Here is a 17,652-nt window from a genome sequence, read left to right as displayed (position 1 = left end):
ATTCAGTTAGGCTCATGGATGGCCGCATGGCCCGTGTGAGCAGAGCGGCTACTGGCCTGTAATATACCAGGTGTCAGGCGCAGGTATATCTGACCCGACAATGGCATTTTTCCATAAAGCGATTGCAAAAATTGATCCGGCATACTGGCCGTTATCTGAGTTCCCAGCACAAGATCACTCATGGCATAACGAACAAGCCGGAAGTTCATACCTAATGTAGCGTTGTTGACAGTCACTAAACGTGACTCTGTGCCTGCGTCATTATTGATTATGCCTAATTCTTCCTGCGATTTTGTAATATTTTCAAACCGACCATGTAAGGCTACCCGGTTCAGTTGCAAACTCGTTTCGGCCAAGTATGCATTTTCGTTGGTTCCATCGTGCGAATTCATGCCCCACACCAATGCTGAAGTTACGTATCGGTCAGGGCTACCCAATGACTTACTGTGCAGAACAGAAGCCGTAGTCCGATTTACATCTTCTTCCGGCTCGACCGATTCAGGACTTTTCAAAAAACCATGAGACACTTGCAATGCCCAGGCAGGTGACGGGTTTACAGAAAACCGAAACGAATAACTGTCAAAACGGGGCCGGTCTAAGCCAAGTCGGTTCTCATCTGGTTCGCGTCCGGTAAACGATGATGCTTCAATTTTCGCCATTCCCAGTCGATAACCAGCCGTAACAACGCCAAACGTTATATGCGTAGCGTCGTGCCAGTGGTGCCCCAGTGGCGAATCAGGATTATTGAACGCCGACAGTCGATGCATAAAAGCTGGTGGTCCCAAAGCTGGCTCTCCGGGAAAACCAACGTACAAAAAGGCATCTGATTTGTTGCTAAATGCATAGCTATAAGCTACAGCAAGTTCTGAGAATAAATCGTGCTGATGCTGCCGATCAACCAGACGTCGTCCTTGATAACTCTCTCCCGACTGGAACAGTAAAGGATAGCCATTCGGGCTAACGGTTAGCGGATCAAACGAGAGCATAGCCCGCGCCATAAACAATCCTCGCTGGCCTACGGTGCGTTGGGCCATACCCATAAACCAGTTTGGTGCATCGAACTGCCGGTCACGCCCGCGTCCGGTAGGGTTTGTGAAGTTCTGATTAGTATGCCTGAGAAACACGCTGTAATGCAACATATACATCCAATTTTTAGGCGTATGAAGCATGTAGGCATACATCGGCGTATTATCAGGGTGCCAGCTTGTGCCGGAGCCATTCCGATTCATGGGCAGGCTACGTGAAAATGAATGACTCATTGTCATCATCTGATGATGTTGCCGACCCGGCATGGAATCGGTCGTTGCCGATTGTGAGGCAGGTGGGTTTGGTAGGTGGTCGCGATGTTGATGCTGAGCCATAGCGGGCAACACGGAACTAAGCACGAATAATAGACATAACTGGTTCATAAAGCCGTTGAGTTGAGTAAGCGATGGCATCGTTTGAATGCCATCGCCATGTATTCTTCACGAATGGGCCGACATACGGCGGCAGTCCTCGGCACAATCAAAACATATTGCAACGTGTTCCTTGTGTTGATCCATCATTTCCATAAGCGTTGTTTGTGTTTGTCAGACCATCGTTGGCCTATTATTAAAACTCGCTTTATACGCTGTTGATTTTGCATGATTATGGCTCAGTTGTACACAATTCAGAGCGCATCGAGCGACCGCCTGTCGGGCAGTCCGGCTTTACGAAATTGGCCCGGCGTTTGGCCGACAACCTGCCGAAACTGATTGGCTAAGTGCTGCACACTGCTGTAGCTCAGTCGCCAGGCAATTTCGCTGAGCGTAAGTTCATCGTATCGAAGCCATTCTTTTGCCTTCTCAATTTTCAGCGCAATGACGTATTTCTCAATGGTTTGCCCTTCGCTGGCCGAGAACAGACCACTCAGGTACGAATACTCATAGCCCATTTTACGCTCCAGAAACGTGGAGACCTTTTCGGCAGGTTGGCGGTCGCCTTTCAGGTGTTGAAATTCATTGATCAGTACAATTTTCATGTGCTCGACCAGTGCCTGTTTTCGGTCGTTGACAAGGTCAAAGCCATTGGCCTGTAATGCCCGTCGAACGTCATCCAACGATACGTGGGGTGGCAAAGCAGTAATATCGACTTCACCCAGATCGACCCGTTCAACGATCAGCCCCAGCCGTTCTAATTCTTCGCGCACCACCCGTTTACAGCGGTCGCACACCATATTCCGAATGGATAGTGTCATTGATGAGGTGGTTTGAATCTGAATCCCACATAAATCATTTGCCCCGTAATTGGCCCCCAGGCCCGCGCCCCGGCATCGAAGCCTGGGCCGAACGGATTAGCAGGGGCTATAATGGGGTCGAGCTGGCGGAAGCCGGTCAGGTTTTCGCCCCCAACGTACACTTCCCAGCCGCTCCGAAAGGCGCGGCTCACCTGCGCGTTCAGATTGGCGAATCCGGGTGCGTAATCGAGCGGCATGGTAGCCCCGCCCGGCAAGGTCACGCCTTCGCGCAGATACGGAATCCGGCGCGGGCCATTCCATTGGAACGTCGCGTCGAACTTCCACTTATCATAGGGTAACGCATAACCGGCGTTCAGCAGCACCCGGTCGCGGGCAATCATCATGCGCGGCAGTAACTGCGACGGCGTACCCGGTCGGCCCATACTCTGCTGCACGTCGAACCGGCGGTAAGCGGCTTTCAGGTCGAACCGGCGGGCGGGCTGTACGTTCAGTTCGGCCTGAAAGCTGTTCGCAAACGAACGACCCTGTAAGTTATAGAAATACAGATGCGTCGGATGTTCCAGATCGACCACCAACTGATTCTGGAAATCAGTCCGGTAGTAGTCCAGCACCACCGATGCTTTTTTACCCCACAGCCGGAAATCATTCGTCAGACTTGCCCCGTAGTTCCACGATACTTCGGGCCGCACGTCATAGTTCAGGTTAACCCGGCGCGAACTGACTAAGTAGCCCATGTTCTCTGCCAACTGATTCGGCATCCGAAAACCGCGCCCGGCAGACAGCCGCAGCGTTTGGTTTGGCGTTGGCTGATACCGCAGATGCAGCCGGGGCGTAGCCTGCCACTGCGCCCATTGGTTGGGCAACACTACGGTTTCAGTATGGTGCGGCTGTCCGTTTATGGAGGTTGTATTTACCTGCTGCCGCTGCCCACTGACCGACAGATAATCGAGCCGCCCACCCAGCACCAGCGTTAGTTTGTCGAGATAGGTGTAGGTATATTCAAGAAATGCACCCGGCACCGACTCCCGGCGCAAAAGCGGGCGACTGGCGTATTGCTCCTGATAATCGTCCAATACGTAACTCAGCCCCGCTTTGTAGGCATGGCTCGTGGTGCCAATAATGTTCTGGTAAATCAGGTTGCCGTACAACGACCGTTGTTGGCCCGTGTAGGGCGTTAGGCCGAAGCGAGCGGTCTGATCATGATACAGGCCGTTGAGAATCAGGCCCAGCCCTTTGTACGGTTTTTCGGGATACAGCCGGGCCGTTTTTGAGAAGAACTCAACCCGTTTTGTCGTGTTCAGAAATGCATACCGAGATTCGCCAAATCGGGACAATTGCCCGCCATTCCGATCTTCGTAGAGTGCCTTCACGCCAAACTGCGCCATAAAGCGTTCGCCACTGTATTTGAATCGATTAACCGCATTAACCTGGGTGTACAGCGGCAAATCGCGGAATCCGTCGCGGTTTTGGTCGCGCTCGGTTTGCAGCGTACTCGCGTGCCCCAGCACCCCCATGCTCCACCGCTTGTTGAGGGGCTTCGACCAGTTGACGTTACCTTCTGCCCGCCCAAAACTGTTGACGTAGCCATTCAGGAAAAGGCGGTCGGGGCTATCGGGTTTTTGCAGTTCTACGTTCATCTGGCCGCTCATGCTTTCGTAGCCATTCACGACCGAACCGGCTCCTTTGCCAATGTCGATGCTGGTAATCCAGGTGCCGGGAATGTAGTTCAGCCCGAAAGTTGTTGCCAGCCCGCGCACGGTTGGTATGTTCTCAACGTTGGTTTGAACATACTGCCCACCCAGCCCCAGAAACTGAATTTGTTTGGCTCCCGTAACGGCATCGCTGTACGACACACTCACAGACGCGTTCGTCTCGAAGCTTTCCGACAGGTTGCAACAGGCCGCTTTCGCCAGAGTCCGCTGCGTAATAAGCTCGGTCTGAATCGGATTGAGCGGGTCGATTTGCCCCGGTGCGCCCGTAACGGTCACTTCGTTGAGCGTCTGCGCGGCCCGGAGCGTAATAGCTACTTGAGTAGCAGGATTCGTTACCGTGAGCGTATCAGGCTGATAGCCGACGTAGCTGACCACCAATCGATTTTGGGCAGGTAGTAGAGGCAATTGAAAGCGGCCCAGCGAGTCGGTAACGGCCCCAACCGACGTACTCAGCCACCGCACGGTAGCACCCGTGAGCGGCACCCGCCGACCGTTGTTTAGTTCGCTGACAATACCCTGCACCAGAATCGGCTCTGGCGTTATAACAGAATCGGCGGACAGAACAGCGCGATTAGTAGAATCTGATTGGGCCAGTGCCTGCACAACCGGCCAGCCGATGGCAATGCTCAGCACCACACGGCGAAGAAAATGGAATGACATAGGTTCGTTGATTGATGACAGTAAACACGTACAGCCCATGCCCAAACAGGCATCGGCAGCGGAATGTCGATCAACGAATCAAATCAGGAAAGACTGAATAAGCGTAAGAATATCTCGCCCGGAGAGTGGTGGGGGCGAAAGCGAACCGGCGAGCGAAATTGCGGCTTCGCGGTCAAAAACCCAGTTAAGCACCCACGCCAGCAGAGCCGCAACACCCGCCACAACCGCTTCGGTAACGGTCTTGACGAACTTGGCAACGAGCTGGCTCAGCGACGACTTTACGTCAACGTTCTGATAATACGCATCTTCGTCGCAGCAGTTCGACTTTTTAACAGCGGGCTTATTGGTAGGGGCAGATTGGCTATGTTCGGCGCAACCGGGTTTGGTTTTGGCGTCGCTAAACGCAACGACTACCGTTTTCTTTTTGCCGCGCATCTGACACGAATGCTCAACCAGCCCAAAGCCCGTACTGCTCAGCAGCACGACACAGGCCATCATCAGGTTGAGAAACTGGAACAGGGCGCGTTTCATAAGTGAGACAAATATCAGCAATTGGACAATACAAGGCAAGTAACCGGTTGCCCAAAAACCAAAATCTTATTAAAAACAAATGCCATCCTGTAATCAGATGGCATTTCGGTATGTATTATACTGCTTCAGGTTCGCGCTCGGCTACCTCGTTGAGCGGGCGCAGGTTGCGTTGCTCCTCTTCGTTAAACGGGAAAATATCCAGGATTTTCGTCGTGTTCACGTCCGTAATCTCGAACGGATCAAGGGCTGTTCGCAGACTGTGTTCAACGCGCTCGTAGGCTTGCTTGGGCGTTTCGGCGTTCACCAGCATCAGGCTCGGCGACTTCTTCTGTTTGCCGGTTTTCTCGTCGTCTGTGATAAACATCGCCTTCACTTTGTACCAGGTATCGCCCCCTTCCTCACTGAAAAACACATCGGCGAGTTTCATGCGCGAAATATCGGTGATCTCAAAGTCAGGCGTATTGGCCGCAATTTCCTGATAGAGCCGGGCTTCGGCGTCGGTGTAACTCACGGCATCAACCAAATAGGCTTCCGTTACCGTTTTTTGCTTTAAAAATTCTTCGTTGCGCGTACCGACAGTCGCTTCGTCAATCGGTTGCTGATAGCGGATTTTACCGAGAAACCAGTTGGGCATTTTTCAATGATTTAGTACATTGACAGAACACTAAACGTACCGCAAAAGTGCGGAAAAAGCATGGAAACGCGCTATTCACAAACAAATAACAGTATCCGCTGAACTTTATAAACAATTTACATGTATCGACATTAAATACCACTACAACAATTAACGAAATACATCATGGAAGCTCAAACCGCAACCGCCACTCGATGGGTAATTGACCCCACGCACTCAGAAGTTCAGTTCAAAGTGAAGCACCTGATGGTGTCAACCGTTACGGGGCTGTTCACGCAGTATGAAGGCTCGCTGGAAATGGCTGGCGACGATTTTGAAGGTGCCAAAATCGCCTTTTCTGCCGACGTAGCCAGCATCACTACCGGCAACGAACAGCGCGATGGTCACTTGAAATCAGCCGACTTTTTCGATGCCGAACAGTTCCCAAAGCTAACGTTCATCTCCACCAGCATGAAGAAAACCGGCGACGACACCTACGAACTAATCGGCGACCTGACGATGCGGGGCGTGACGAAACCCGTAACGCTGAAGGCCGAATACGGCGGTCAGATGCAGGATTTCTACGGCCAGACCAAAGCCGGTTTTGAAGTAACGGGTACAGTGAAGCGTAAGGAATTCGGCCTGATGTGGGATGGCGTTACCGAAGCCGGTGGCGTGGTCGTCAGCGACGACGTGCGGCTGGTGCTGAATATTCAGGTAACGAAACAGGGGTAATTTTTTTGTAGCAAAATTCCCTGAGAGGGCGAATTAATTCGCCCTCTCAGGGAACGGAACGCTCTGGCGGTTAAACAGAATTTCACAAAATCAACCCGCTCCGGCGCAGCATGGCTTTGGGCGAGGGTTCGCGGCCCCGGAATTTTTTGTACAATTCCATCGGCTTTTCGCTGCCGCCTTTTTCCAGCACGTTCTTGCGGAAACTGTCGGCGGCTGCTTTGTTTTCCAGACCACCTTTTTCTTTGAAGAACTCAAACGCGTCGGCATCAAGCACTTCGCTCCATTTATAGCTATAGTAACCCGCCGAATAGCCGCCCGCAAAGATGTGTGAGAACGCCGGGCTAAACGCTACGCCTTCAACGCGCGGAAACAGATTCGCTACCGAGTCGACTTTGTTTTCAACCTGCGATACGCTCTCGCCCGTTGGTTTCTGACCGTGGTAATACATATCGACCAAGCCAAGACGCAGTTGGCGCAGGTTGGCTAAACCGGCTAAGAAATTCTGGCTGGCCCGGATTTTTTCGATCAGTTCGTTCGGGATTACTTCGCCGGTCTGGTAGTGTTTGGCGAACAGTTTCAGGGCTTCGGGGTCGTAGCACCAGTTTTCCATCACCTGCGAGGGCAACTCCACAAAATCGCGGGGAACGCTCGTGCCGCTCAGGCTTTCATATTGGCCATTTGCCAGCATCCCATGCAGCCCATGCCCAAACTCGTGGAACAGCGTCGTGACTTCATAGAAGGTTAACAGTGAAGGCTTTGTATCGGTAGGACGGGTGAAGTTGCAGACGTTAACGATGTGCGGACGGATGTTCTGCCCGTTCTCGATTTTCTGCCCCTGCACGTCGTTCATCCACGCGCCTGACCGCTTGCCGGGGCGTGGGAAATAGTCACCGTAGAACACAGCCAGAAACTTCCCGTCTTTATCGAACACGTCGTAGGTTTTCACCTCCGAATTATACACCGGAATGTCGGTGCGCTCTTTGAACGTGATGCCATATAGTTTATTCGCTACCGTGAACACGCCGTTCAGCACGTTTTCGAGTTTGAAATAGGGCTTCAGCGTCTCGTCGTCGAGGTCGTATTTCTCTTTTTTCAGTTTCTCAGCATAGTAGCTGTTATCCCAGACTTGCAGTTTGTTGTCGGCGAAGCTGTGGGCTTTGGCGTAGGTCGTCAGTTCGGCGAGTTGTTTTTCGGCGGCTGGGCGGGCGTAGGTCACAAGTTCGTCTAAGAAGCTCTGCACTTTGCCGCGTGAACCTGCCATGCTTTCTTCCAGCACAAAATCAGCGTGGGTGGGGTAGCCAAGCAGGTTAGCCCGCTCATAACGCAGGTTCACGACTTTCTGGATAATGGCCTGATTGTCGTTCTTATCGCCACGGAAACCGCGCCCGTTGTAGGCCATGAACAGTTTCTTCCGCAATTCGCGGTTGTCGGCATATTGCATAAACGGCCCGTAGCTGGGAGCCTGGAGCGTGAACGCCCAACCCTCTTTACCTTTCTGTTTGGCAGTCGATTTTGCCAGTTCGCGCACGTAGTCGGGCAGACCAGCGAGGTCTTTCTCGTCGGTCACTTCCATCACGTACTCGTTGGTTTCGTTGAGCACATTCTCCCCGAATTGCAGCGACAGTTGCGATAGTTCTTTGTCGATCGCCCGGAGCCGCTCTTTTCCTTTGGCGTCGAGGTTGGCCCCGTTGCGGGCAAATCGTTTATACGCTTTTTCGAGCAGCATCGCGCTCTCGGTGTCAAGCTTCAGGCTGGCCCGCTGGTCGTAAACGGCTTTCACGCGAGCAAACAGTTTCTCATTCAGCGTGATGTCGTTGCCGTACTCGCTCAGTAGTGGCGACGCTTCTTTAACGATTTTTTGCAGTTCGGGCGTAGTTTCGGCACTGTTGAGGTTAAATAATACCGATGTTACCCGGCCCAGCAAATCGCCCGCCCGTTCGAGGGCTACGATGGTATTTTCAAACGTGGGTTTTGCCGGATTATTCACGATAGCCGTCACGTCTTTACGGCCCTGCGCCAGCCCTTCGGTGAGTGCGGGCATGTAATCGGCATTCTTGATTTTGTCGAACGGAGCCGTCTGGTGGGGTGTCGTGTACGGCTGTAAAAACGGATTCTGGGTCATTTTAGGCGGTTGGGGCGCAGCGGGCTGGGCCAGTGCCGTAGTGGCAGCAAGAGCCAGCAATACGCCGGTTTGTATGAGTTGTTGACGTGTAAACATATTGGTTTGGAACAAGAGTTTCCCCGAAAAATACGAATCAATGCTCTGACAAACAATCGTTCGTAGTCCAACGGTCAGGATGCAGGGTTGAGTGGCTTACCCCACCCCCGTCCCCTCCCCGTTAGGGAGGGGTGAGGAGCGCGAAGCTTTTCAGGCTTCACCCCTTCATAACGGGGAGGGGACGGGGGTGGGGTCTCAGCGTATCCATCATCAACTGCACCACGCCCTCGCCCCGAACGCCCACGGCAATGTTCACGAGCGGGCGGTTTTTCCAAGGTAGCAGTGCCTCGCCCTCTTCCAGATCCGACTCGCCCAGCGACGGCCACGTTTTGCCCCGGCTGATACCCGCCGACGTATCGACCCGCACCGGATACTGTTTACAATCAAAAAGTTCGGGAGCCAGCAGGTAGGCAATCGCCGTTGAGTCATGTACATATAAGCCGTCGATATTATTGACGCGCTCGTAAAATGCCTGATAAAACGGAATCGTGGCGGCTACGTACTGATTGAAAGCACCGGGCAGTTTTGCCAGTTCTGCGATGGTTGCTCCTGTCAGATTCACCCGATGCGTTACGTCTAAGCCAATCATGGTAACGCGCCAGTTAGCCCCGAAAACCAGATCAGCCGCGTCGGGGTCCGACCAGACGTTGGCTTCGGCAGCGGGTGTAATGTTGCCCGAACAGAACGCATTCCCACCCATAATCACTACATCGACAACGTCGTTGGCTATGGTTGGGTCGAGTTGAAGCGCGAGGGCCAGATTCGTCAGCGGCCCAACGGCTACAATCGTCAGTTCGCCGGGCTGAGCCTTGATTTGCTGCACCAAAAATTCAGCCGCCGACAGGCTAATAGCCGTGTGCTGACTCGGCGGGGCGAAGGTATTCCCCTGTGCATCGTCGCCGTGAACGTGCAAAGCACCACCCTCGAACGGCACACGCAGCGGCTTGTCGGCTCCGCGTGCTACGGGAATGTCGGTGCGCCCGGCCAGGTCGAGCAGGCGCAGGGCGTTGGTGGTCGTTAAATCGACGGGGCCGTTGCCAAACACGGTCGTCAGGCCAATCAGTTCGAGTTGGGGCGCGGCCAGCAGAAATTGCAGGGCCATTGCGTCGTCAACACCGGGGTCGGTATCAAAAATTAGTTTGCGTTTTTGGGGCATGTGATTTGTTCTCGCAGATTTTTCGCTGATGTATGACAACGCGAAGGTAGTGCATAAACAAAAAACAGCCGACCCAAGCGGACCGACTGTTTCCATCTTTCACTCATCCTCACTTAATATCCATACGGGTCGTAGCCCCGACCACGTCCGTTGTTCCAGCCGCGTCCGTTCTGGCGGTCGGCCACACGCTCGTAGGGGCGCATGTGTTCGATAACGCGGTCGCGCTGGGCCGAATTCAGCACGGCCATCATATCGAAAAACTCGCGCTGCCGAAGCCGCCGATAAGAATCGCGCTGGCGTGGGTCGCGAACGTTTATACTCCGCGCCTGCTGGTCGAAGTTTTGCCGAATGCGTCGAATTTCGCGCTCCTGCCGACGGCTCAGGTTCAATTCCTGATCCCACCAGTCGAGGTGCCGATCAAACTGATAATCATCGTAATCGTAGTTGTAATTCGGCTGGTTATAGCCAGGATTACCGTAACGCGGCTGGGGCGGGTAGGTTGGGCGGTCGTAGCGTTGGGCAACGGCAGAACCCGTCAGCAACATCAGCAATACGGCAGTAGTCATCAGTACGTTTTTCATGGTAGTTTTTCAGGTTGTATTTGTCTCTTTGAGCAAAGAGCCTCAGCAAGGTTTAATTCGGGTACTAAACAGTGTAGCGACACTGAATTTGTACTTGTCTATGAAAGACTGGTGCTTTGTTTAGAATCAGACAATTATCTATGAATCCTCTGTTAATTTTAATTCCGAAAACTTCACAAACTGTACTTCCAACCTACTATGTCTTTGAAACGTTTACTACTCCTTGTTTGCCTGGGAGTTGGGTACATTCATACCTATGCTCAGGTAACGACAGCCTCCATTTACGGCTTTATCCGCGATGACAAAGGCGCAACATTGCCCGGTGCAACGGTCGTTGCTACCCACCAGCCTACTGGCGCACAATACGGCGTGACGACCCGCGCTGAGGGCGAGTTCAACTTAGCGAACATGCGCGTAGGTGGCCCATACACCATCACGGTGAGCTTCGTGGGCTACCAGACCGAGACGGTTGAGAATGTGTATCTGAGCTTAGGTCAGAAACTGCCACTTAATCTGAGCATCCGCAGCGACGCCCGCCAACTGAGCGAAATCGAGGTACGGGCCAATCCCAACGACGTGCTGAACAACAATCGCACGGGTGCCCAGACCAACATCAGTAATGAGCAGATTAAAACGCTGCCGACTATCAAACGGTCGATTTTTGACTATACCCGCCTGACGCCCATGTCGGGGGGCGATGGCTCGTTTGGGGGTCGGAACAGCCGTTTCAACAACTTCTCATTGAACGGCACGATTTTCAATAACCCCTTCGGATTGGATGCTGCTACGCCGGGCGGTCAGGCCGATGCACAGCCGGTTTCGCTCGACGCCATCGATCAGATTCAGGTGGCTCTTTCGCCGTTCGACGTAACGCAGGCCGGGTTTACGGGCGCGGGTATCAACGCCGTTGCCAAGTCGGGTACGAACCAGTTTCACGGTACGGCGTTTGGCTTCTTCCGTAACCAGGAACTGACGGGCAAAAAAGTAAAAGGCACCGACATCACCGTGCCGCAGTCGAGTCAGGCGCAGTACGGCTTCAGCGTGGGCGGTCCAATCATCAAAAACAAGCTATTCTTCTTTGCGAATGCTGAATTTGACAATCGGTCTGACCTCGGCACGGCGGGTTGGGTAGCGGCCCGGCCCGGCCTGACGGGTGCCAACGTCTCACGCGTAACGGCGGCTGACCTCGAATTGGTGAGCAGTACGCTCCGCAGTGTACATGGCTACGAAACGGGTGCCTACGAGAATTTCACGCACAAAACGCAGAATGCCAAGGGTTTGCTGCGCTTAGACTGGAACGTAAACCGCGTACATAAACTGTCGGTGATCTACAATTTCTTAGATGCCTCGCGCGATTTGCCCGCCAACCCGTCGGCTATTGGTCGGCGCGGGCCTGACTTCCTGACGCTCCAATATTTTTCGTCAGGCTACCGCATCAACAACAAGTTGCATAGCGTAATTACCGAGCTGAACTCCAACTTCAACGGCAAGTATGCCAACAAGTTGCAGATTGGTTTTACGAACTTCAACGACTCACGCGACCCGTTCTCGACGCCCTTCCCGACCATCAACATCGGTAAAGATGGGGTGCGGTATATCGTAGCTGGTCATGAACCGTTCTCGATCAACAACCGACTCGATCAGAGCGTGTTCCAGATTACGAACAATTTCAACGTATACCTGAAAAAGCACACGCTGACATTGGGCGGCACTTTCGAGCGGTTCAACTTCGACAACTCGTTCAACCTCGGTGCCTACGCGGGTGTGTTCGGCCCGGAATATGCGTCGGTAGCTGACTTTGTAACAGCCGCTCGCGGAGCCGATTTCGCCAAATCCGTGGCCGACGCCAAAGCAAGGTTTGCTGGTGGTCAGTGGGCACTGGCCCAGACGAGCGTTGGTCAACTGGGCCTGTATGCGCAGGATGAGTTTGTGGTGAATCCGCGCTTTACGCTGACCTACGGCCTGAAAGTTGACTTCCCGATGTATTTCGATACACAGCAGAAGATTCAGGAGAACATCGACCGCAACGAGGGCGTCTACCAACCTGACAACCAGTATTACGACGAAAACGGTAATCCGGTTAAGCTGAATTCGCTGACGCTGCCCACCACGGCTCCGTTGTTTTCGCCCCGCTTTGGTTTCAACTACGATTTGAAAGGCGACGGAACCCGGAAACTGCGCGGAGGTTCGGGTATCTTCACGGGCCGTTTCCCGTTTGTCTGGATTGGCAATCAGGTGGCAAACCCGGCCTTCTTTTTCTACTGCGTCACCGACCCCAATTTCAAATTTCCGCAGGTATGGAAAACCAGCCTCGGCTACGACCACAAGTTTAAGAGCGGCTGGATAACCTCGGTCGATGTGCTGTATAACAAAGACATCAACGCCATGCTGGTGCGGAACTACGGCCTGCGCCTGCCGGGTGGCACCCTGCAAGACCCCAGCAACCGCCCCATTTACCGCACTGCCGACCGGGCCGTAAACGCCTTTGGTGGTCAGACCGATGCTTACGTATTCACGAACACGAACCTCGGCTACTCGTTCAACGCCAGCATTCAGGCGCAGCGGACGTGGGCCAATGGTTTGTATGTGAGTGCAGCGTATAACTTCCTGAACGCCAAAGATGCCTCGTCGCTGAGTGCCGAAATTTCGTCGGATGCTTACGCCCGTAATCCCGCTTACGGCAACGTGAATCAGGCCGTGCTCGGGCCGTCGTTTTATGGCAACCGGCACCGGTTTGTAGGGTCGGCCTCGAAACGGTTTGTGTATGGTTTTAGCCGCAACTGGGCCACTACGCTCTCTGCCGTTGCCGAATACGCCGAAGGCAATCGGTTCAGCTTTACCTACGCGGGCGACATCAACAACGATGGCGCATTCGACAACGATTTGTTGTTTATACCGACGGCTGCCCAGCTTTCGCAGATGCGTTTTTCGGGCACCACCGAGCAGCAGAACACCCAACGGGCCGCGTTTGAGTCGTATATTCAGCAAGATAAATACCTGAGTGCCAACCGGGGGCAGGTTGCCGGGAAGTTCGCCAGCACCACGCCCTGGTTCTCGACCCTCGACGTGCGGGCTGTGCAGGAATATGTATTGCCCAACAAACACGCCATTCAGTTGAGCGTCGATATTCTGAACTTTGGCAACCTGCTCAACTCGAACTGGGGTGTTCGGCAAACGGCGTCGTATACGGGGCTGGCTCAGCCGTTAGGCGTGAGCGTAACAAACGGCGTTCCGACCTATAGTTTCGATGCCAACCAGCGCAGCACGTTCTTCAATGATACGCAACTGATCTCGCGCTGGCGGATGCAGGTTGGTGCGCGGTACACGTTTTAAGGATTGACGGGGTTATAACACAGAGATGCGCTGAGTGAAAGGAGATACACAGAGAATAAATTACTGCTCTGCGAATCTCTTTTCACTCAGCGCATCTCTGTGTTATGACCGTTTAAACCTTACTACAAATCCAGCTTGATGGCCCGGATTCGGTCGTTGAAGTTCAGGCTGGCAAAGTCGACATTGGGTACGCAGGTAGCTTCGAGATAACCCATCACAATGTCGCTGTGTGGGATGCGTTTGCCCGTTGCCACGCTGATGTATTTCGACGTTACCCACAACACATTTTTGAGGTGCGTTTTGGCATCATCGGTCATGTAATACTCTGTCACGGTGGTGTCTTCGTTGTAGAAAATCAGCCGCGACGTAATGCGTACCCACTCGCTGACCTGCGCGGGTCGAACGTAGGCAATCTGGTGCTGATACACAACCCAACTGGTGCCAAACTCGCGGAACAACTGGCCGGGGTTGAAGTCATAGATTTTGGCAACCTGATCTTCGCGGGCGTTGAAATAATAATCGAAATACTTGGCGTTGTTGAGGTGCTGGAGCGGGTCGCAGTCCTGAAACCGAATAATCATGCGCGATTCGGTTTCGGTTGGGTAAATGCGGTTAGGGTCGCGATGGAACATGTCTGAACCAGGATTGTACAGGATTTGCAAGATTAATCAAGATTTTACGTTTCGCTTTATGCAGATAGATAAAATCCTGTTTAATCTTGCAAATCTTAGTTAATCCTGGTTCAGATGAAGAAGTATCGTTTTGTATTGCCCCTCCTGCTGTTAGTTGTTTCGCTATTCTCGTTTGCGCCTAAAGATAATCCCGACGCGGTGGTTGGTACATGGCTGAACGGCACCAAGAAAGGCCACGTTCAGATCTATAAACAGGGTGGCACCTATTTTGGCAAATTAGTCTGGGTCAGCGAACCCAACGATCCGGCCACTGGCAAGCCCAAAACCGACAGCCGAAACGCCGACGAGCGGAAACGGTCGCGCCCGCTGCTGAATCTGCCACTGATGTATAATTTCAAATACGATGGCGGCAACGTTTGGGCCGACGGAAAAATTTATAACCCCGAAGACGGTAAGGAATACAACTGCAAGATGACCCTCAAAGACCCGAATACGCTCGACGTGCGGGGCTATGTTGGCATTTCGCTGCTGGGCAAAACCCAGACGTGGACGCGGGTGAAATAAGTTGTAAAGTTGCAGGGTTGCATAGTTGTAAAGTTGGCTGTGCCGTTCGTTAACTTTACAACCATGCAACCCTACAACCCTACAACGTTAATCATTGGTGCTGGCCCGGCGGGGCTGGCAATGGCCGGGCAACTGGCGCAGCGCGGGCTACCGTTTACCGTCCTCGAAGCCAGCGAACACATCGGCTTTGCGTGGCGCAACCACTACGACCGGCTCCATCTGCACACCGTAAAACAGCATTCGGCCCTGCCGCATCTCCCCTACCCGGCTACTTATCCTACCTACGTGTCGCGGTTGCAGATGGTAGAGTATCTCGAACGCTACGCCGAGCAGTTTGACATCAAGCCGCTGTATGGGCAGGCCGTTACGAACATTCAAAAACAGGCCGATGGGTTGTGGAGAGTCCAAACGCAAACCGATGTATTTGTAGCCGAACGAGTAGTGGTAGCAACGGGCTATAATCGTGTGCCGAACGCGCCCGAACTGCCGGGGCAACGTGCTTTCCGGGGCGTTATCTGGCACAGCCGTGAGTACCGCAACGGCGCGGCTTTCCGCAATGAAGACGTGCTGGTGGTAGGTATGGGCAACACCGGGGCTGAAATCGCGCTCGATTTGGTCGAACACGATGCCCGGCCCGTTATTTCGGTACGTGGCCCGGTCAATATTGTCCGGCGCGACGTGTTTGGCCGACCGGCGCAGCCCACCGCTATTTTTCTGAGCAAATTCCCGAACTGGTTCTACGACTTCATGGCCCGGCTCTCGCAGCGTTTCAGCGTGGGCGACATGTCGGCTTATGGCCTGGGTAAGCCCGAACACGCGCCTTCGTTTGACACCCGGCGCGGCAAAATTCCCGTTATCGACATTGGCACTCTCGATCAGATTAAGGCTGGAAAGATTAAAGTTGCCCCCGGCATCGAGCGCGTAAACGCCCGCAGCGTGACGTTTGCCGACGGTTCTGAACGTCCGTTCGATGCCATCGTGCTGGCAACGGGGTATCGGCCCGGCCTGACTGCCTTGCTCGGCGACGCGCTGGCACACCGCATTCTGAACGAACGCGGTTTTCCAAAAAGCCTGTGGTTCAATGAATCAGGACTGACGGATCTGTATTTTCTGGGGTTTACCACTCCGCTGACAGGCGTAATTTACAACCTGACCATCGACTCGGAGCGTATCGCGAACCACATTGCCAAAAACAATTTCATCCCGGCATAGTTCTATTCGTAAATCAACGTTAAATCACTACGATCATGAACGAGACAACCTTGAAAGGTGGCTGGAACGAATTGAAAGGCAAAATCAAACAAGCCTACGGCGACCTGACCGACGATGACCTGACTTACACGGAAGGTAAAGAAGACGAAATGTGGGGTAAACTCCAGCAGAAGACTGGCAAAACAAAAGACGAAATTAACAAAGCTGTGGCTGACTTGTAAAATCAGCAAACCGCTTATCGAAAACCGGAGCCGTCGCACTCCGGTTTTTTTAATGTCTCAAATTGAGAGCTGGTTTTTCGACCAGTTTGAAATAATCGCTTAACCGTTTTCCCTGAGCATCTGTGTAGCCTTGCAATTGGCTCATCGACAACCCGGCCTGCTCACCGGTTGCCACATAAATTACCTTCCCCTGCATTTGTATCTTCTCCGATAACCCGCTGTATTCTTCGCTTGACCCATTTCTCCCCGCTCCAAACCGGATGCGGCCATCGGGTTCTACCCTGATCGTATAGTCGCGGCCCTGAAGCTGACCCCGAAATAGCCGTACAAACCGTTCCTGTTCGCCATATACAAGCCCGATAATGTGCGGAAATCGGCTGTATTCCCGTTGACCGAATTTCTGGTCAATGGCGGGCCACTCGCTTTCCATAAATCGGGCGTACAGGTCGAAAGTCGCGCGGCTAAACCGCTTGGGCGACAGATAAACCATCGTACTGGGGTGTTGCACGGCATTGTCGGGTTCGTTGCGGTACAGAACTGATGCATCCGTCAGGTAGGTTCGGGGGGCATTGCCGTACAGATCGTCGGCGTAGGGTGGTCCCCAATCGGTGTTTACCGCATCAATTCTGAGCGATTTCATCCGCTCCGATTTGATCACGTAATGAATGGAATTGGTGCTGAAACCTTTCGTTTCAACTGATACCAGCTCATATGGTTCGCCCTCAAAAGTTCCGCTGTAGATGACCGTTTCGTGCTGGCAGCCGGTTAGGCCTAACAGTACGGAAAGTAGTATTATAGACCCGAATGTGGTGCTTAACCAGTTCATGGTGTACTGTCCAGCTTGGTTCAACTGCCACAATATCGCTCTATTGAGCGGCCTGATTGAACGATTCGCCTACTTTTTTCAGGCGTGCCTGCTGTTCGGCGGTAAGCGTCAGTCCCTCGCTTTGTATCCGATCCTGAATTTTTTTGTTGGCATCCATCATTTTCTGCGAAAATCCCTGCATTTGCTGTACGGCCTGCATATCACCTTTTTTGGCCTTCGCCATCAGGTCTTTATACTCAACGGCCAGCTCCTCATAATCATCAATTACTGCGTCAATGCCACTGGCACTGCCGCTGGGGGCGTCGGCGGTTGTTGTTGCCTCTTGCGTAGTGGTTGTGGTGCCCGTCTCGTCTTTCGTGTTGCAGGCACTGAGGATACCAACCAGTAGGGTCAGTGAAATCGCGGCTGTCGACAATGTATGTTTGAACATGGGAGTTGGT

16 protein-coding genes are annotated in these 17,652 nt (G+C 53.1%); 5 read left to right on the top strand and 11 right to left on the bottom strand.

The window, feature by feature from the left end; genetic code table 11:
* Window positions 1–2: 2 nt before the first annotated feature.
* The 5 genes from AWR27_RS04995 to AWR27_RS04975 all read right to left on the bottom strand — a co-directional run bounded on the left by AWR27_RS04995 (window position 3) and on the right by AWR27_RS04975 (window position 5,755).
* The gene (locus AWR27_RS04995) at window positions 3–1,439 is read right to left on the bottom strand and encodes a hypothetical protein (RefSeq protein WP_232325977.1); all 1,437 of its coding nucleotides are present in this window, start codon (window positions 1,437–1,439) and stop codon (window positions 3–5) included.
* Window positions 1,440–1,651: 212 nt separating this feature from the next.
* On the bottom strand, window positions 1,652–2,218 hold the full coding sequence (locus AWR27_RS04990; RefSeq protein ID WP_077130178.1) for an AraC family transcriptional regulator: 567 nt from the start codon (window positions 2,216–2,218) through the stop codon (window positions 1,652–1,654).
* On the bottom strand, window positions 2,215–4,590 hold the full coding sequence (locus AWR27_RS04985; RefSeq protein WP_083732754.1) for a TonB-dependent receptor: 2,376 nt from the start codon (window positions 4,588–4,590) through the stop codon (window positions 2,215–2,217). The genes AWR27_RS04990 and AWR27_RS04985 overlap by 4 nt, the downstream gene beginning before the upstream one ends.
* A gap of 78 nt (window positions 4,591–4,668) precedes the next feature.
* Window positions 4,669–5,121, bottom strand: a complete 453-nt coding sequence (locus AWR27_RS04980; protein ID WP_077133806.1) for an HYC_CC_PP family protein — start codon at window positions 5,119–5,121, stop codon at window positions 4,669–4,671.
* Between the two features lie 115 nt (window positions 5,122–5,236).
* Window positions 5,237–5,755, bottom strand: a complete 519-nt coding sequence (locus tag AWR27_RS04975) for a DUF4494 domain-containing protein (protein WP_077130177.1) — start codon at window positions 5,753–5,755, stop codon at window positions 5,237–5,239.
* Between the two features lie 165 nt (window positions 5,756–5,920).
* On the opposite strand from AWR27_RS04975, the gene AWR27_RS04970 reads away from it, so the two are divergent.
* Window positions 5,921–6,469 carry a YceI family protein gene (locus AWR27_RS04970; protein WP_077130176.1) on the top strand — a complete coding sequence of 183 codons (549 nt, stop codon included), beginning with the start codon at window positions 5,921–5,923 and terminating at the stop codon, window positions 6,467–6,469.
* An 82-nt stretch (window positions 6,470–6,551) separates the two neighbouring features.
* Here AWR27_RS04970 and AWR27_RS04965 read toward each other — a convergent pair whose 3' ends face one another.
* From AWR27_RS04965 to AWR27_RS04955, 3 genes are all read right to left on the bottom strand, one after another.
* Window positions 6,552–8,687 carry a M3 family metallopeptidase gene (locus tag AWR27_RS04965; RefSeq protein ID WP_083732753.1) on the bottom strand — a complete coding sequence of 712 codons (2,136 nt, stop codon included), beginning with the start codon at window positions 8,685–8,687 and terminating at the stop codon, window positions 6,552–6,554.
* A gap of 157 nt (window positions 8,688–8,844) precedes the next feature.
* Complete coding sequence (locus AWR27_RS04960) at window positions 8,845–9,843, bottom strand: nucleoside hydrolase (protein WP_077130175.1); 999 nt, start codon at window positions 9,841–9,843, stop codon at window positions 8,845–8,847.
* Between the two features lie 113 nt (window positions 9,844–9,956).
* Window positions 9,957–10,424, bottom strand: a complete 468-nt coding sequence (locus tag AWR27_RS04955; RefSeq protein WP_077130174.1) for a hypothetical protein — start codon at window positions 10,422–10,424, stop codon at window positions 9,957–9,959.
* A gap of 204 nt (window positions 10,425–10,628) precedes the next feature.
* On the opposite strand from AWR27_RS04955, the gene AWR27_RS04950 reads away from it, so the two are divergent.
* On the top strand, window positions 10,629–13,757 hold the full coding sequence (locus tag AWR27_RS04950) for a TonB-dependent receptor (protein ID WP_077133804.1): 3,129 nt from the start codon (window positions 10,629–10,631) through the stop codon (window positions 13,755–13,757).
* A gap of 122 nt (window positions 13,758–13,879) precedes the next feature.
* Here the strand turns inward: AWR27_RS04950 and AWR27_RS04945 are convergent, their stop codons facing one another.
* Complete coding sequence (locus AWR27_RS04945; RefSeq protein WP_077130173.1) at window positions 13,880–14,389, bottom strand: acyl-CoA thioesterase; 510 nt, start codon at window positions 14,387–14,389, stop codon at window positions 13,880–13,882.
* A gap of 114 nt (window positions 14,390–14,503) precedes the next feature.
* Between AWR27_RS04945 and AWR27_RS04940 the strand changes: the two genes are divergently transcribed.
* The 3 genes from AWR27_RS04940 to AWR27_RS04930 all read left to right on the top strand — a co-directional run bounded on the left by AWR27_RS04940 (window position 14,504) and on the right by AWR27_RS04930 (window position 16,386).
* A complete protein-coding gene (locus tag AWR27_RS04940; protein ID WP_077130172.1) occupies window positions 14,504–14,953 on the top strand; it encodes a DUF2147 domain-containing protein in 450 nt (149 codons plus the stop codon).
* A gap of 63 nt (window positions 14,954–15,016) precedes the next feature.
* Window positions 15,017–16,165, top strand: coding sequence for a flavin-containing monooxygenase (locus AWR27_RS04935; RefSeq protein WP_077130171.1), 1,149 nt, complete (start codon window positions 15,017–15,019; stop codon window positions 16,163–16,165).
* A 35-nt stretch (window positions 16,166–16,200) separates the two neighbouring features.
* Complete coding sequence (locus AWR27_RS04930) at window positions 16,201–16,386, top strand: CsbD family protein (RefSeq protein WP_077130170.1); 186 nt, start codon at window positions 16,201–16,203, stop codon at window positions 16,384–16,386.
* Window positions 16,387–16,435: 49 nt separating this feature from the next.
* Here the strand turns inward: AWR27_RS04930 and AWR27_RS04925 are convergent, their stop codons facing one another.
* Both AWR27_RS04925 and AWR27_RS04920 read right to left on the bottom strand, forming a co-directional pair.
* Window positions 16,436–17,026, bottom strand: coding sequence for a hypothetical protein (locus tag AWR27_RS04925; protein ID WP_157579142.1), 591 nt, complete (start codon window positions 17,024–17,026; stop codon window positions 16,436–16,438).
* A 226-nt stretch (window positions 17,027–17,252) separates the two neighbouring features.
* Window positions 17,253–17,642, bottom strand: coding sequence for a hypothetical protein (locus tag AWR27_RS04920; protein WP_077130168.1), 390 nt, complete (start codon window positions 17,640–17,642; stop codon window positions 17,253–17,255).
* Between the last annotated feature and the right edge of the window lie 10 nt (window positions 17,643–17,652).

The sequence above is a fragment of the Spirosoma montaniterrae genome (assembly GCF_001988955.1).
Taxonomy (GTDB): domain Bacteria; phylum Bacteroidota; class Bacteroidia; order Cytophagales; family Spirosomataceae; genus Spirosoma; species Spirosoma montaniterrae.
This window is presented reverse-complemented; position numbering and strand designations above follow the sequence as displayed.

What these genes read in the sequence shown, in the direction of transcription:
- AWR27_RS04990 (WP_077130178.1), bottom strand. Translation starts at nt 2,218, where the DNA reads ATGACACTATCCATTCGGAATATGGTGTGCGACCGCTGTAAACGGGTG.
- AWR27_RS04945 (WP_077130173.1), bottom strand. Translation starts at nt 14,389, where the DNA reads ATGTTCCATCGCGACCCTAACCGCATTTACCCAACCGAAACCGAATCG.
- AWR27_RS04985 (WP_083732754.1), bottom strand. Translation starts at nt 4,590, where the DNA reads ATGTCATTCCATTTTCTTCGCCGTGTGGTGCTGAGCATTGCCATCGGC.
- AWR27_RS04960 (WP_077130175.1), bottom strand. Translation starts at nt 9,843, where the DNA reads ATGCCCCAAAAACGCAAACTAATTTTTGATACCGACCCCGGTGTTGAC.
- AWR27_RS04970 (WP_077130176.1), top strand. Translation starts at nt 5,921, where the DNA reads ATGGAAGCTCAAACCGCAACCGCCACTCGATGGGTAATTGACCCCACG.
- AWR27_RS04925 (WP_157579142.1), bottom strand. Translation starts at nt 17,026, where the DNA reads ATGAAATCGCTCAGAATTGATGCGGTAAACACCGATTGGGGACCACCC.
- AWR27_RS04930 (WP_077130170.1), top strand. Translation starts at nt 16,201, where the DNA reads ATGAACGAGACAACCTTGAAAGGTGGCTGGAACGAATTGAAAGGCAAA.
- AWR27_RS04935 (WP_077130171.1), top strand. Translation starts at nt 15,017, where the DNA reads ATGCAACCCTACAACCCTACAACGTTAATCATTGGTGCTGGCCCGGCG.
- AWR27_RS04995 (WP_232325977.1), bottom strand. Translation starts at nt 1,439, where the DNA reads ATGCCATCGCTTACTCAACTCAACGGCTTTATGAACCAGTTATGTCTA.
- AWR27_RS04975 (WP_077130177.1), bottom strand. Translation starts at nt 5,755, where the DNA reads ATGCCCAACTGGTTTCTCGGTAAAATCCGCTATCAGCAACCGATTGAC.
- AWR27_RS04980 (WP_077133806.1), bottom strand. Translation starts at nt 5,121, where the DNA reads ATGAAACGCGCCCTGTTCCAGTTTCTCAACCTGATGATGGCCTGTGTC.
- AWR27_RS04920 (WP_077130168.1), bottom strand. Translation starts at nt 17,642, where the DNA reads ATGTTCAAACATACATTGTCGACAGCCGCGATTTCACTGACCCTACTG.
- AWR27_RS04955 (WP_077130174.1), bottom strand. Translation starts at nt 10,424, where the DNA reads ATGAAAAACGTACTGATGACTACTGCCGTATTGCTGATGTTGCTGACG.
- AWR27_RS04940 (WP_077130172.1), top strand. Translation starts at nt 14,504, where the DNA reads ATGAAGAAGTATCGTTTTGTATTGCCCCTCCTGCTGTTAGTTGTTTCG.
- AWR27_RS04965 (WP_083732753.1), bottom strand. Translation starts at nt 8,687, where the DNA reads ATGTTTACACGTCAACAACTCATACAAACCGGCGTATTGCTGGCTCTT.